The sequence below is a fragment of the Halalkalibacter oceani genome, assembly GCF_023715605.1.
Taxonomy (GTDB): Bacteria; Bacillota; Bacilli; order Bacillales; family Bacillaceae_D; genus Halalkalibacter; species Halalkalibacter oceani.
Genome location: NZ_JAMBOL010000017.1, coordinates 1 through 14,098 on the forward strand (window position 1 = coordinate 1; position 14,098 = coordinate 14,098).

Genomic DNA, 14,098 nt, shown 5'->3' on the forward strand with positions numbered 1-14,098 from the left:
AAGGAATCAATCAGGTTCATCCGCTCGACTTGCATGTATTAGGCACGCCGCCAGCGTTCGTCCTGAGCCAGGATCAAACTCTCCATAAAAATGGTGAGCTGATTAAGCTCTTACGTTAATAATTTGACAGTCGCTTCACACTGCATCCTGTGCAGGCTCCGCTGACTTTTTTGTGGTGACATTCGTCACCTTTTTTTCGCTTGGCTTTTGTTCAGTTTTCAAAGAACTCGTTTTTATCGCCGTTCATCAGCGACGATTACTATCTTAACATAACTTAAGTTTCTGTGCAATAACTTTTTAAAAGTTTTTATCTCAACAGCAAACAAGATTAAAACAATGTAGATAAACATACTTTTTTCATGCCCAGATATATAAATTTATCACACTTCACAGGGAATGACAATAGTTAATGAGAAATGTTTTATCTGCTTTATATTTTTATTATAAGACGGAGTGATAAAAGGGTACAGGTCGCTTTAGAGCTTCCTGCCCTTGCGCCTATTTCTAAGTCTTTTTAACATTGCCTTATCCTCACTCGAAACTGCAACGCAATAACGGCAAAACAGTACGTATTGCCACTCCTGTGAAAGAGGCCATCCCAAGTTCTTTAATGGCGTCACTATGTCTGTTCCTGTTCTTATCTGTCCCTAAACTATATCTTTGAGGTAAGCTCCCAAATCGCCGGAGCGGTTACGGATTCCACCACTCGGTCTCCATCGAAACATTCGACAGTGGCTTGTCCGGTAAATCGAATATACACTCCGTCCATACTAATGATGCGCGCCACCATCCGGAGCGGCCTCGACATCGTATCTATGGCGCGAACGAACTCAATATCCTCTTCACGTTCGTACGTAACCCGATAATGCTGTTGGCCATCGTTGTAATCGTAGATCAGCCGATTGAAGAACGTTTGGCCCGTTTTACTGTCAATGTACGGATCTTCTTCCCTGAATTGCAGGAACCTTACAGCATCGTCCCCGATAATCTCCCCGTCTTTGGCGAGCATGAAGATCGGAAATTTGCTGTACCCGTATTTTTTTTCTCCGGTAATATAGGAAGTAATCGTTTGATACCGCCCGACCTTGGCACGGCCCCAATACCAATGGCTCATAATGCTCATCATCGAAATATTGCCCCAGTTATGATCATGGTAGCCGGTACCCGTATAACGGCTTGTGAAGCCGTTTATCCTTACCTTTGCCTCGACTTTCCCCTCCGGTACGGCAGGCAACCAGGCAAAGTAGTGCTGTTCTTTATTTCCGAAATAGAAGTATCCAGTTTCCGGTCGCCACGCAGGAACGTTGCCGACCAGATGTACATCAGCCTCGATATCTCCTTTTTCGAAATGAATATGGTATTCATTTAAATCCCCTCTGAAATAACAGTCCCCGAGCCGGACATCACAGCTGTCTGTCGAAGAGGAGAAGCTTGATATTGGCAGTTCCAGCGCCTCTGTATATTCTTTTCCATCTGCCGTGTGCAGAGCAAATGTTACCTGCGGAGAAGGACCACGACTTGGCGCCAGCGTCCACTTGTTGGAATAAAACACGATGACAAGCGTGGAGCCGTCATCCATTTGCGAGTCGAAATACAACCATTCATAAGTGCCCTTCTCCCCCCGGGTACGATAACCGTCCTCCCAAGGCATGATCTGATGTTTCAACGTACCCAATCGTTTATAATGTTCCGGTGTCGCTCCCATGACAGAATGAATTTTAGCTTTCATCGTAACACTCCTTTTCCTCCTGCATTCGCAAAAAATATGTGTGGATCCCGTTCTCAAGTGCAATCCGATTTCCTTGGATCATTTCCCCACGGATGACATCAACACCTACCCGCTGGCGGCAGTACCCTTCATCCGCTCTAGTGGCCGATCCTCGTGTTGGCCGGAAAAGTGTTTTGCTTTAACTTCACAAAGCTAAAAAAACAGTCAAGTCATATAAGCGATGGGCAACCTGACAGTGAAACTCCTCCAAATCTACCCATCTCCGCTGTGCTATTTTTTCATAAGTCTGTGCCATTAGTGGTGAGTGTCATCATCTTAACACATTAAAAAGACCCTTTATAACTTTTCCCAAAACTTCTTGAGACTAACCTGAAAGAAAGAGATTGGGCCAAAAGGTTGGTCCAAAGCTAGTTTTGTCTCAAGCTCTTTAGCTTACAAGCCTCCCACCATTTGAAACAACGGCAGCATCGTCGCCAGAAAAAGCAGAAAAATAATGCCGCCAACCACAACAAACAGTGCAGGTTGAATCACTTTTAGGAGACGCTGAACAGCATCCTCCATCTCTTTGTAGAGCATTTCACTGTAATGAAAAAGATCATGGGCAACGTAGCCAGTTTTCTCGCCGTTGGCGATCACAAAACCGAGCTCTTTCCTGAAATAAGGTTTCTCCTGGACTATTTGAGCAAGGGAGTGTCCCTGATGAAGCTGATGCATAATTTCAAGACATTCCTGTTGAAAAAAAGGGAGATAGTCCTGCTTGTTAAATAAACTTAATGCTTGTTGGAGAGTAAGACCAACCGCTAACAAATGGCCAAGCTGATAAGAGAAATAATACGTGATCGACGTTTGGACATAACGCTTTCCTTTCGGGAGGGAGAGAAGGAATCGTACCCGTTTAGCCGGAGAGCTTTGCTTCAACCTCATCCAAAGAGCAAATGCGCCACATAACAAAATTGTGACTGCACCAAAAAGAAAATAAGGAAGTAAATCTAAGGTCAAAAGAAGCAAAGACGTCAAGCGGGGAATTTCCACCATCGCAAAGAAGGAATGAAAATGAGGTAAGACAAAATGATACATTAAAATGATCAGCATCGCGCTTACCCATAGCAATAAAATTGGATAACGCAACAGCTTCAACAGCTCTCCTTTCGTTTGTTCACGCTTTACCAGTAAGGAACCCGCTTGGATGAAGCCTTCTGCTATATTGCCTTGCTGTTCAAAAAAGTAAAGAAAGGATTTAAGACTCGGGGGAAGAGAAAAGACTTGAAAAGCTTCGTGAACTGGATAGCCGCTTTCTAATAAAGTGAGCACTTCATCATAATGCTGCTTAATTTTTGCCGGAACATGCAATTGAATGAAGGTGAGGGCGGTACGAAGAGGATAGCCTTGTTTGAGGAGGCGGCCGATGCGGATAAAATGTTCCGCTGTCGTCTGCAGCGAATGATGCTTATCATGGAAATTAGTGTTCATGGACAACCCTCGCAAATTCCTCAGTTGATAAATAGCCCAAGGCCCACGCTTTTTGTGCTTCTTTCGTAAATCCTTTTAAGGAGTCCGCCACCGCCTCTGAGATGGCCGCCATGAGTTTTTCTCCGGCCAATGATTCAAATAAGGCAGCTCTCGCCATTTTGCGCCTGCGCTGACAATACGGAGAACAACGGTCTCCACAATACGGGCACCTTGTCTCGACAAGTCGCTGTGATAAAATAAGCCGGCAGCATTCCTTTAAGTCCAATTGCGAAGCACCGAGATCCAACATTCGCAAAATCGTACTGTAGCAGTTGTTGGCGTGAACCGTTGCCAATACGAGATGCCCGGTCAGCGCCGCTCTAATCGCCAGGGATGCCGTCGCTTCATCACGAATTTCGCCAATTAAAATGACATCCGGATCATGACGGAGACTGGCCCGCAAAATTGCATCAAAATCGAGACCCGATTTCCGATTTACTTCGACTTGAATGACGGTTGGAATCGGCCGTTCAACAGGGTCCTCTATCGTAATAATTGACCTTCCTCCCTGTTTCAGGATTTGCTCGACAATCGCATAAAGAGTCGTCGATTTCCCTGAGCCTGTAGGGCCCGATAATAAGCACAGCCCCCGTCTGAGCTGACTCACCTTGTTAAGCATTCGCTCTGAATGCTGGAGAACAGATAAAAAAGATAGTGTCTTAGTGGAAAAATGAGGTAATATGCGAATGGCCAAACTTTCCCGTTCAAGGGTGGGGAGAGTGGAGAGACGTAAGGAGTAGGTTCCTTGCTTTGTTTCGTGGATCATTGAAGCGCTTTGTGGCTTGCGTCTTTCACCGATATCCATTCCTGATTTGTACTTGAAGTGGCTGATTAACCGTTCCGCCAGCTGCCGGTTCAGCACCTTCCAATTAAGCAGCCTGCCATGTACGCGATAAGCCAACGTATAATGATCGGCAGCTGGAAGGAAATGAATATCGGTTGCTCTTACATCAATGACTTCATCAATCACAACCCTGCTGTAGGTTTCAACGTCATACAATTTAGCATCGACTCCTATCTTGGTAATATAAGTGAAGAGCTCTTCCCTACTTACATTCCACATCATTAAAAAAAATCCTTTTTTCTTTTGCATAAAACCTCACTCTCAGGTTACACTTATTGTTGTAAGGCGGTGGGCTATAGCCAAGCGGTAAGGCAACGGACTTTGACTCCGTCATGCGCTGGTTCGAATCCAGCTAGCCCAGTTAAGAAAAAGATGAGACATAAATAGTTAGCAGGGGCTGGGCCAAAAGGTAAAAAAAACAACCTTTTTTCCCAGCCCCTCTTTATTATGATGATTGCTGCTTCCTCTCTTCACGTTCACGCTTCATTTGGACGAAGCTGATAAACAGAAAGTTCAGTCCAATCAGCGTCGCAATAAATGGACCAAATAAAAATTGTCCTCCATAAAGCCATCCATGAACAAATAACGCCAAAGCGCTAAAGGTCAGCATGCAGCCTATTAGAAAAAAAGTCAGCACCCCTTTCACCTTCCTTTCCAAACCAATTCACCGTTTAGTCTTTCCTTTTTTCAAGAAAAAGAAGCACATTCGAGACAAAATTTGCTACGATAGACAGGATGTTAGAATTGAGAGGAGAAGCAGTTGATGCAAGTCGCTTATTATCAAGATAAATTGATCGCCCTTCATACATGCGAGCGTTCCGAATGGCAGCAGCTATATATGGCTAGCAAACGGGACGAGATCACCTGCCCGCATTGTCACACTCCTGTAAGGATGGAATTAGGCATAACCGCCCCACCGCTGTTCAGCCATACCGGGCAAACGGAAGAGTGTGAAAACGTGGCACAGCTTCTCGCCAGAAAGCAGGATGAGCAACAGAGAGCAGCTGAACAAGAGAGCACAACGATCCAGCTGCCGAAACGCAGGTCGATCTCGGACTCCGGAAGCAGCTCTCTTTCTCGATGGAAGGAACCGGAACCGTTAAAAGCTGTTCCTCCCTTTTCCGTCCGGTCAAACGATAAAGACACAATGGCCAGCGGTTATCGCCACACATTGCTGGAACAGGGCATTCTTCTTGATGATCAGCAATGGACGGCTGTAACGACAACAGAAGGTCCGTTACTCGTGCTCGCCGGCGCCGGAAGCGGCAAAACGAGAGTATTGACTGCCAGAGCAGCCTATATGCTCGTGGAGCTGGGCCATTCTCCAAAGGAGATGATCCTCGTCACGTTTACCGCCAAGGCGGCTAAAGAAATGAAGGAACGCATGAAGCAGTACCCCGGCCTGACAGCAAAGCACCTCCAGCCACTTGTCGTCGGCACCTTTCATAGTATCTTTTATAAGATGCTGCTTCATGCTGATGCGGAACGGTGGAATCAAACAAATTTGCTAAAGGCGGATTGGCAAAAGCAAGCGATGGTAAAGGAAGCCGGGCGGGAAATCAACCTGGAGGAAAAAGAATTCGCTTTTGATCAGGCCCTCACGCAAATCAGCTGGTGGAAAAATCATCTTCTCTCACCTGAGCAGGTCACTCCCCGTGATCAGTGGGAGGAACGAACTGCCTATTTATATAGACGGTATGAACAGATGCGCAGCCAAAGAAAATGGTTTGACTTTGATGATATGCTGCTCGGTACATATGAGCTGCTGCATGAGCAGCCGGGATTATTAGCCCGTTATCAGGAACGTTTTTCTTATCTTTCAATCGATGAGTTTCAGGATATTAATAAAGTGCAGATGGAGATTATTTCTTTACTGACTACCGCTACTCAGCATATATGTGCAGTCGGGGATGATGATCAATCGATTTATTCCTTCCGCGGCAGTGATCCATCGTACATCCTGACCTTTCAAGAACGGTTCCCGCACGCAAAAAGGGTCGTTCTCGATGAAAATTACCGTTCCCATCATCACATTATCGCAGCAGCCAATAATGTGATCGCCGCCAACCGTAAACGTTTTTCCAAAAGGCTTCGTGCCCAGTCTGTTGACGAGCATCTTCCCTATCTTTTCTTTCCTTATGATGAAGAAGAGGAGGCGACAATGATCGTCACCGATATTCGCAAGCGAATTGAGCGCGGAGAGAAGCCGGGTGATTTTGCCGTTTTTTTCCGTACTCATCACTCGGCGCGGGCCTTGATTGAGCGGTTTATCGAATCAAGCCTTCCGATTCAGCTTGAAGTCGATGGAGAATCGTTTTATCGCCGGAAGACGATCCGCAAGCTACTTGCTTACTTGCAGCTCGCTCTCGATCCCGAGCATGGCGAAGCGCTCCGAGAATTGGTAGGTGCGTTATTTTTGAAACAGGAAACGGTTCAGGAAATAAAAGCGATCAGCATCACAGCTGACTGCACCCTGATTGAAGCGCTAACCAAATTAAAAGGGCTGCCGCCATTTCAATTGAAGAAACTCGCTTCTTTACCGGACAAATTCTCTATGCTTGCTGCAAAACAGCCGCTTGAAGCCATTACATATATTGAAAGTGAAATGGGACTGGACGATTATTTAAAAAAGCAAGGAAATGAGGGCAACAAAATGGAGCGCGGCTCGGACGATGTCCGCGACCTGAAAGTCGTGGCAAAACAATTTCAGTCGCTGGCAAGCTTTTTGGCTCATGTCGAGCATATGACGGCAAAATACGAAGCGCTGCGCCAGCACCCGCCAGCTTCCCCGGCGATCCAGCTAATGACCGTTCACCGCGCGAAAGGACTGGAATTCCCGCATGTTTATCTGATTGGCGCGGTCGAAGGCGGACTGCCTCATGACTATGCGTTAGATGCACTGCGGGAAGGAAGCGACCAGCCTTTAGAGGAAGAAAGGCGCTTGATGTATGTCGCGATGACGCGGGCGAAGCAAAGTTTGGCGATCTCTGTCCCGATGATGCGCCGCGGAAAACAAGCCTTCCGCTCGCGCTTTGTTCGTGACATGCAGCGCCTTGCCACCACACAGCCCCTCGCTGTCTCAGAAAGGAGATCGTAGCATGAAGGATGCCATTACAAAAACAACGAAATGGGTCAAAGCGCAATTGGAAAATGAAGGGACGGGTCATGACTGGGACCACATCCGGCGCGTGACCAGACAGGCCGAGGAAATTGCTGAAATTGAAGGAGCTGATCGCCACATTGTTACATTGGCCGCCCTCCTCCATGACTTGATTGACGACAAGGTTGTCACTAGTGAAGAAGAAGGACTGGCCAGAGTCAACGAGTGGCTTGCACAGCTTGCGCTTCCGGCAGGCGCGCAAGCTCATATTATCGAGATCATCACAACGATGTCGTTCAAAGGCGGTAACAACAAGCCAATGTCGACGCTTGAAGGGCAGGTTGTTCAGGACGCCGACCGCCTGGACGCCTTGGGTGCGATCGGGATTGCCCGCACCTTTCTTTATGCCGGAAGCAAAGGACAGCCGATGTATGATCCGGCTGTCCGTGTTCGTGAGAACATGACGGCTGAACAGTATCGTCATGGAAAGTCATCCGCGGTTCATCATTTTTATGAGAAACTGCTGAAGCTCAAAAGTCTGATGAATACGAACGAAGCAAAACGACGCGCTGAAAGGCGCCATGCTTTCATGGAGCAATTTCTTGAGCAGTTTTATCAGGAATGGGGCTAATACCGCCGTACTTTGCTACGCCCCTTCCTCAATTCCGAGCTTCTTTTCCAAAAGCTCTTTATTTTGCAAAATTGCCGGGTCCTCCGGCCGATATTTTCTCGCCTGCTCATTATGATAATAGGATTTCTCCCAATCATGAAGTTGATAATAGCAAACGCAGAGCTGTAAATGAGGATACCAGGTGGAGTAAGCTAAATAGCTGAAGCTCCACTGGTTCTCATCAGGCTTTAGGGCAATTGCCTGCTCATACCAGTAGGTTGCATGTTGAAATTCCCGCCGGCGATGATAGTAATAACCGATCCTGCTGCACGCTTCCGGTCTTGGCGTTTTCGTATATTCGAACGATTGCAGCAAGGACTTTAGCTCGCCATTATCATCTTGATTCAGTTTGCGCAGGCAGTCGGCTTTATGGATACACGCATAAAATTTATCTTCTACCCAGCCTTCTTGCAGGGCGAGATTTTGATTGTATGCTTCAATCGCTTCTTCCAGATGACCGTTTTCCCGCAGTTCATTTCCGTAATAGAAATAGTCCCTTGCGCTGAATGTGTCTCCCCGCTTAATTTTCTCACGGTAAATCGATAGGTTGCGACTAACGGCATGCTTGATTTTTTTATGGGTAATCGCGACGTCCGAGTTGATGATTTTCCCGAAAACATTTAAGTAATTATGAACATCTCCACCCCATTTGAAATTACGCTCCCGTTTCACCAGACGGTTGCGCCGGTAGCGCAATGTCACATTGCCGAACTCATCCTTCCCGGCATTATAAAACATCGAAACAGAGTCAACACTCGGATCAAGTGTTTCTTTTAACGTCTTCAGCTTTTCCCTGTCCTCCTCCTCGACCACATCGTCCGCGTCAAGATAGAGAATGTAGTCCTTCGTTGCATATTTGAATGATTCATTGCGTGCCTCGGCAAAGTTTCCTGTCCATTCGAAGAAAAAAACCCGATCCGTGTATGCTTTGGCGATTTCCACAGTTCGATCGGTTGATCCGGTATCGAGAATATTGATTTCATCAACAATGTCTTTAACCGAATCGAGACATCTTGCCAGAACTGCCTCCTCATTTTTAACCATCATACATAGACTGATTGTGACCACTCGTTGTTCAACTCCCTTTTCATTCTCGTTGTAATAGAATATGCACGCCAGCCATGTTTGTTTAGCCTATATCATAAAAAAACCTGCCACATATGATAAATAAAAAAGGTGAGTGGAACATGACAAATACGAGCATCCGCGTTCTCCAGGGCACAATCAATATCGCCAACCAAATGAATACGCAGGCAAAAGGATTAGAACGATTAGGGGTACCGATAAAAACGGCAAACCATTATCAAAATTACTTGAACTATCCAACGAAATACGATTTAAACATCGAGTTGCCCCGTGAGATAATGGCAGCTCAGCTCACTATCCAGGATCAGATTATTCCGGCATTCGACCTGTTCCATTTCCATTTCGCGACCAGTCTGCAGCGGGGAAATGTTGATTTACCTTTGTTAGCCGCCAACGGCAAACCGATTTGCATGCAGCATTGGGGCAGTGAGGTTCGCATGCTGTCTAAGGCTTTGAAAACAAATCCGTTTGCCAAAGTAAAGCTGGAAGATGAAGGGAGATTACAGAAGAAACTCGAGGAACTGGGACAGTATATCCCTTTTTGTGTCGTTGCCGACCATGAGCTGATCCAATATGTACAACCATTTTATGAAGAGGTGCACGTCATTCCTTCGATGATTGACCTTCGGGATTATAAAAAGAGCTGGTTCCGGAAAAAGAGGAAAAGACCACTCATTGTCCATGCGCCCACCCATGTCGACGTAAAAGGAACACCCCACATTTTGCAGGCGGTTGAACAATTGAAACTATCCTACTCATTTGATTTCAAGCTCATTCACGGCATGGCTCATCACGAAGCAAAAAAATGGTACAAAAAAGCGGATCTGATTATTGACCAGCTTCATATCGGCAGCTATGGGTTATTTGCGGTTGAAGCGATGGCCCTTGGCAAGCCTGTGATCTGCTATATTAGCGATTATATGGCGGAGCATTATCCTAAAGACCTTCCGATTATTTCCGCGAACCCCGAAACCATTTTCGATACATTAAAAAATTTATTGAAAAACCAAGATCAATTGACCGAGCTAGGAAAAAAAGGGAGAGCTTATGTCAAGAAAGAGCATAATATGGATAAAAACGCCGCCCGTCTTCTAAATCTTTACGAGCTGATGATGGGAAATAAAAAAGGTTGAGGCATTCTCTGAAAAGTACAATTTCACCTTTTTAGCAGCTTCCGCATTCTTCCGAGCCTTTCAGGAGAAAAAAGGTCCATACCTTTCTCGCTCCAGCTGGAAGCTGTAAAAAGCCCATACCGAAGCAAAGTTCGGTATGGGCTTTGTGCAAAATGAAGCAGCTGTCCCGGGCTTCATCGCATCTTATTTTTTGTCCACGTTCTGAAACAGAAGCATCCACTCTTGCTTATCGAAAGGTTGTTCTCACTCTCCATTTATTCAATCGTTAATCCCGCGCTAGCATAACCGGCAACTGTCGCGGCAATATCCAGCCCTGCTGTGACATCCGCAGAAAATACCATAAGCAGCCGCGTTTCCGCCGTGACGGGGATACTTAGTCCTGTCGTGATACCATTGCTGATGTCCCCCACTGCTATCGTTCCTGTTAGTGGCGGCTCAAGCGTTACCGTTGCACCAGGAACAGCTGTAAACGTGTTATCAGGTGTAGTCGACTCAAACAGCTGTGCTGTGATCGTAACAGTGGATCCTATTAAGCTCAATGCAGCTGTTCCACTGAAAAACGCTGCCAGTGACGTAATCGTTCCATCGCGCGGAACTGAGAAGGCCATATTCGTTACGCCGCTAAGATCAATCGTTTCCCCTACTGCACTTACTCCAGGCGTATTAAGACCGAAACCGACGATACTTGATGTATTCGCCAGACCGCCTAATACAGTTGTCAGGACAGCTGGTGTTCCGGAAGCGTAAGGAATAATCGCGCCTCCTCCTGCCGGACCTGTTGCTCCGGTTGCTCCCGCTGGACCCGTCGCTCCCGTGACTCCCGCGGGCCCCATTGGTCCAGTGGCTCCGGTCACTCCTGCTGGGCCCATTGGCCCAGTGGCTCCTGGGGGACCCGGTGGACCGGTTGGGCCAACCCCAGAGCCTCTACAGTTAATAAAGCGATATCATCGACGATAATATCGGCGGCTCCCTCGGCTGGTAGGGTGTTGACGAGAACCAATGCCTGGGCAGTGTTCTCCGGCGCAGGTGTTGAGGTGTGATAGACCCTCATCCACGTATTATTTTCTATAACTGGAATTCGATCTACTTCTACATGCGTAATCAGGCCATAGCCTATAAAATTAAACGCACTGTCGTAGTAATTGATCGCCAATGTCATCGGCGGTGCTGGCGAACTGCTCGTTTTAGTGAGAGCAACAGACAACCCAAAGCTTTCATCAGGAGCAGCTGGAATAAGATGACATACATAGGAATTTATTACTTCTCCTGGCAAGTGCACGGCCTGAAAACCTGAATGACTTGCGTCCGTTATGATTGTCCCGTTTAATGAAATCCAAGGCTCCATGAGATCCGCTTCAAAACTTCCGTTCAGCAAGCGATTTCTTACCATTTATTCCCTCCTATTCACATACTTCTTCTCTCGGTAATACCAAGGTCACTAGTATGCTTTGAATATTCGGACGCGCTTGCCTACTCCATTCACCCAAATTTAACAAACTTTTAGTTTTTTCCACTAATTGACCGTAACCATTCTTTCTGACTCAAGCGGATACAGTGTAGCCAACGCTTGCTCGATTGATAGCAGTGATTGGTTCGCAAGGTTTTTGCGCAACGGCTCTTCCGCCTCTAACAGGCTCCGCTGCCGGTTCCCATCGGTAAATCCGCCCCGGCTTCCGTGCACGAGAATCCAGTAGTGAAAGCTCTCGAGCAGATCACCGAGCAGCTGCTCTCTCTCCGCTTGCAGCAAGCCATCTACAGCCACAGCGTAGGATGCTTCTTTATAGCTCAGCTCTTCCTGACTCGCTCTTAAATGGGCGACCGCTAAATTATTAAGCGCTTGATGGCCGATCCGGACGAGGCCGTGCTGCGATAAAGCAAAAGGAGTAAGAAGCATGCTTGAGGAAAGCAGCTCATTCCAGCCTGCTGTTACATTCAGCAAGTAATTTCCGATATGAACTAAGTCGGTTGTTCGCAGCGTCTGATAAGCGATGCTTTGATAATTAAGCACAACATCCGCCGAAGCTGTCTCAGCTAAATAATGTTCAATAACCGGAATCGTTATTTCCTGGATCGAATCATGAAACAATACTGCATCCCCTTGAGCAAAATAGCTTCCGACCGAAAAAGCGACTCCCGCATCAAGAGGCGGCTCCAGTTCAATATACGGAATTTGCAATGGCGCATCTTGAACGGTTCCTTTCGCCATAACAGGAATAACTTCGATATTGCGCGCGAGAAGCTGCTCGATAATCGAATGCAATTGTTGATGATAATGCCGAACATAGAGTACAACCGTATAAGGCCGAACCGGGCTTGAAGAATTCCATTGAAGCTTGCTTAACGCCTGTGGCAGCCCGGCTTTTTTGGCTGCTCCCTTTCCAAGTCGCGGACCGTATTTTTTCAATAAATAATCAAGCGTTTCAATCGTGTCCCCGTGCATGCGCTGATAAGCTTCGGACATCACTTCGCCCGGCTTCTTTTCATGGTTCGGACGAATTTTGTTATAAGCCAGCACATTAAATGTATTATCGACAGATACCGTCAGTCCGTGATCAATCGTCAGCGCATTCCCCAACAGCGGATTGCTTAGCGCTTCCTTCGTGATCGTCTGCAACGCTTTGGCACTGTAGGCGTGCGGAATCGTCAGCGCATTTTCTCCCCCAAGTTCCGGTTTACCTTGAATGTAATTCAAAAAATAACGCGCTGCTGATATAATATCCGACTTCGGATAGTTCATAATCCACTCAAGTGAGTTGAGGCTAAGATCGACACCCTTTTCAACAGCGTGGACAAGGGGCAGCAATTGACTTGCATCGATTCGAATATCGCCATCTGTGAAAAGATAAATATCGGCAGACACTTCTCTGGCACCGATATAGCGGCCAATATCATTTCCAAGCGGCTCACTGTATGTGATCACCGTTGCCCCCTGGCTCGCAGCAATTTGCGCGGTCGCGTCGGTAGAACCATTCACAACAACAAGAATCGTTGTTGGGGCAAGCCGCTTTACTTGCTGAATCACTTCACCAATCGTATCCGCCTCATTCATAGCGGGAATGACAACAGCAAGACTTTTACTCCGATCCCTTGGCAAAATCGTTGTGTTCGGCACAGCAGGAGGGGGCGGCTTAACCGGTTGCGTTTGCCGTACCGCCGGCATCGGGCTCGCCGGTGGTGGTGGTGGCACCTCATTGACTGCCGGAAGGGAAGGCGATAATGGCCGCTCCTGTGTCTCATTATTCACTTCAGGGGGAGGCTGAGCAGGGGCCTGCTCAACCGGCGGCTCCTCTCCTCGTAAACGTCTATAATAGTCTTCCTTATTTTTGATTACTCTGTAGTGAAATGAATCATTCATATCGTCTCTCCTTATTAAGCCTTCCGATATTTACTTTCGATGCGCTATCCACAAATGATCCGCATAAGTACGTCTTTGTTTTCATATATGAATAGAGATAGTTTGATTGTGGAGGTGAATGATTGATGGCCAAACGAACCATTTCATTGACAAGATTAACTCCTGTTCAATTACAGCAAAGACTAATTTACACGCAATCTGAATTAGCGAAATATAAGCAGCAGGTCGAACGCTATCAAAATGATTATTATTATGGGCTGATTGATGAGCTGCAGCAAAAGAACGAACAGCTTATTCAGCAAAACGAAGAACTGAACAAACAAGTGACTCTGTTAAAAGAAGAGCGTTCGTTACGGGAAAAGCTGCAACAAGAAAATGATAAACTGATGACAGAACGGCAAAAACTCGAACAGCAATTGACCGATCACGACTCCCTTCAACCACTGCAAGAGAAAAAACAGCAGCTGGAAACAGAGATTGCTGAAGCGAGTCAGCAGTTAGCCGATTTGAAAAAGGAACGTGAACGGCTAACAAGTGAAGAAGAAAACACTGTTGAAGAAAGCGACATTCCAGTTGAAACGAATGCGGATTCGTCCCCCGCTCTTTCCGTTAATCAAGAAGAAAGCAGTTGGTTTGTGCGCAATTTAAGTGAAAAGAAGAAAAAACGCTAAC

At 46.6% G+C, this 14,098-nt stretch carries 12 protein-coding genes, 1 tRNA gene and 1 rRNA gene; 5 read left to right on the forward strand and 9 right to left on the reverse strand.

All coding sequences use genetic code 11. From position 1 onward, the window contains the following. From M3202_RS15885 to comGA, 4 genes are all read right to left on the reverse strand, one after another. Nucleotides 1-89: ribosomal RNA gene (locus tag M3202_RS15885) — 16S ribosomal RNA — on the reverse strand; the annotation flags it as partial. A 563-nt stretch (nt 90-652) separates the two neighbouring features. Further along, nucleotides 653-1,729, reverse strand: coding sequence for a hypothetical protein (locus M3202_RS15890; protein ID WP_251224286.1), 1,077 nt, complete (start codon nt 1,727-1,729; stop codon nt 653-655). A 432-nt stretch (nt 1,730-2,161) separates the two neighbouring features. Next, nucleotides 2,162-3,199: a competence type IV pilus assembly protein ComGB gene (comGB, locus tag M3202_RS15895; protein WP_251224287.1), complete on the reverse strand. Its 1,038-nt coding sequence runs from the start codon at nt 3,197-3,199 to the stop codon at nt 2,162-2,164. Beyond that, entirely contained in the window at nt 3,189-4,304 is a 1,116-nt protein-coding gene (gene comGA / locus M3202_RS15900) for a competence type IV pilus ATPase ComGA (protein ID WP_251224288.1), read from the reverse strand. The genes comGB and comGA overlap by 11 nt, the downstream gene beginning before the upstream one ends. 67 nt (nt 4,305-4,371) lie before the next feature. Between comGA and M3202_RS15905 the strand changes: the two genes are divergently transcribed. After that, nucleotides 4,372-4,443 (forward strand) — tRNA-Gln (locus M3202_RS15905). An 84-nt stretch (nt 4,444-4,527) separates the two neighbouring features. Here M3202_RS15905 and M3202_RS15910 read toward each other — a convergent pair. Then, complete coding sequence (locus M3202_RS15910; RefSeq protein ID WP_251224289.1) at nt 4,528-4,719, reverse strand: hypothetical protein; 192 nt, start codon at nt 4,717-4,719, stop codon at nt 4,528-4,530. Nucleotides 4,720-4,845: 126 nt separating this feature from the next. Here M3202_RS15910 and M3202_RS15915 point away from each other — a divergent pair, with 126 nt between their 5' ends. Both M3202_RS15915 and M3202_RS15920 read left to right on the forward strand, forming a co-directional pair. Beyond that, a complete protein-coding gene (locus M3202_RS15915) occupies nt 4,846-7,179 on the forward strand; it encodes an ATP-dependent helicase (protein ID WP_251224290.1) in 2,334 nt (777 codons plus the stop codon). A 1-nt stretch (nt 7,180) separates the two neighbouring features. Beyond that, nucleotides 7,181-7,813, forward strand: coding sequence for an HD domain-containing protein (locus M3202_RS15920; protein ID WP_251224291.1), 633 nt, complete (start codon nt 7,181-7,183; stop codon nt 7,811-7,813). Nucleotides 7,814-7,828: 15 nt separating this feature from the next. Here the strand turns inward: M3202_RS15920 and M3202_RS15925 are convergent, their stop codons facing one another. Continuing rightward, nucleotides 7,829-8,920, reverse strand: a complete 1,092-nt coding sequence (locus tag M3202_RS15925) for a glycosyltransferase (protein ID WP_251224292.1) — start codon at nt 8,918-8,920, stop codon at nt 7,829-7,831. Between the two features lie 119 nt (nt 8,921-9,039). Here M3202_RS15925 and M3202_RS15930 point away from each other — a divergent pair, with 119 nt between their 5' ends. Continuing rightward, nucleotides 9,040-10,071, forward strand: a complete 1,032-nt coding sequence (locus M3202_RS15930) for a glycosyltransferase family 4 protein (RefSeq protein ID WP_251224293.1) — start codon at nt 9,040-9,042, stop codon at nt 10,069-10,071. 254 nt (nt 10,072-10,325) lie between these two features. Here M3202_RS15930 and M3202_RS15935 read toward each other — a convergent pair whose 3' ends face one another. The 3 genes from M3202_RS15935 to M3202_RS15945 form a co-directional block, all read right to left on the reverse strand. Next, the gene (locus M3202_RS15935) at nt 10,326-10,940 is read right to left on the reverse strand and encodes an exosporium glycoprotein BclB-related protein (RefSeq protein WP_285890540.1); all 615 of its coding nucleotides are present in this window, start codon (nt 10,938-10,940) and stop codon (nt 10,326-10,328) included. Beyond that, the gene (locus M3202_RS15940) at nt 10,922-11,461 is read right to left on the reverse strand and encodes an NTTRR-F1 domain (RefSeq protein ID WP_285890541.1); all 540 of its coding nucleotides are present in this window, start codon (nt 11,459-11,461) and stop codon (nt 10,922-10,924) included. Before M3202_RS15940 ends, M3202_RS15935 begins: the two co-directional genes overlap by 19 nt. A 123-nt stretch (nt 11,462-11,584) precedes the next feature. Next, complete coding sequence (locus M3202_RS15945; RefSeq protein WP_251224294.1) at nt 11,585-13,426, reverse strand: glycosyltransferase family 2 protein; 1,842 nt, start codon at nt 13,424-13,426, stop codon at nt 11,585-11,587. A 125-nt stretch (nt 13,427-13,551) separates the two neighbouring features. Here M3202_RS15945 and M3202_RS15950 point away from each other — a divergent pair, with 125 nt between their 5' ends. Continuing rightward, nucleotides 13,552-14,097, forward strand: a complete 546-nt coding sequence (locus M3202_RS15950; RefSeq protein ID WP_251224295.1) for a hypothetical protein — start codon at nt 13,552-13,554, stop codon at nt 14,095-14,097. The last annotated feature ends 1 nt before the right edge of the window (nt 14,098 follow it).

Coding starts and splice junctions, on each gene's coding strand:
- M3202_RS15890 (WP_251224286.1), bottom strand. CDS start 1,729: ATGAAAGCTAAAATTCATTCTGTCATGGGAGCGACACCGGAACATTAT.
- M3202_RS15930 (WP_251224293.1), top strand. CDS start 9,040: ATGACAAATACGAGCATCCGCGTTCTCCAGGGCACAATCAATATCGCC.
- M3202_RS15945 (WP_251224294.1), bottom strand. CDS start 13,426: ATGAATGATTCATTTCACTACAGAGTAATCAAAAATAAGGAAGACTAT.
- M3202_RS15950 (WP_251224295.1), top strand. CDS start 13,552: ATGGCCAAACGAACCATTTCATTGACAAGATTAACTCCTGTTCAATTA.
- comGA (WP_251224288.1), bottom strand. CDS start 4,304: ATGATGTGGAATGTAAGTAGGGAAGAGCTCTTCACTTATATTACCAAG.
- M3202_RS15935 (WP_285890540.1), bottom strand. CDS start 10,940: ATGGGCCCAGCAGGAGTGACCGGAGCCACTGGACCAATGGGGCCCGCG.
- M3202_RS15915 (WP_251224290.1), top strand. CDS start 4,846: ATGCAAGTCGCTTATTATCAAGATAAATTGATCGCCCTTCATACATGC.
- M3202_RS15920 (WP_251224291.1), top strand. CDS start 7,181: ATGAAGGATGCCATTACAAAAACAACGAAATGGGTCAAAGCGCAATTG.
- M3202_RS15940 (WP_285890541.1), bottom strand. CDS start 11,461: ATGGTAAGAAATCGCTTGCTGAACGGAAGTTTTGAAGCGGATCTCATG.
- comGB (WP_251224287.1), bottom strand. CDS start 3,199: ATGAACACTAATTTCCATGATAAGCATCATTCGCTGCAGACGACAGCG.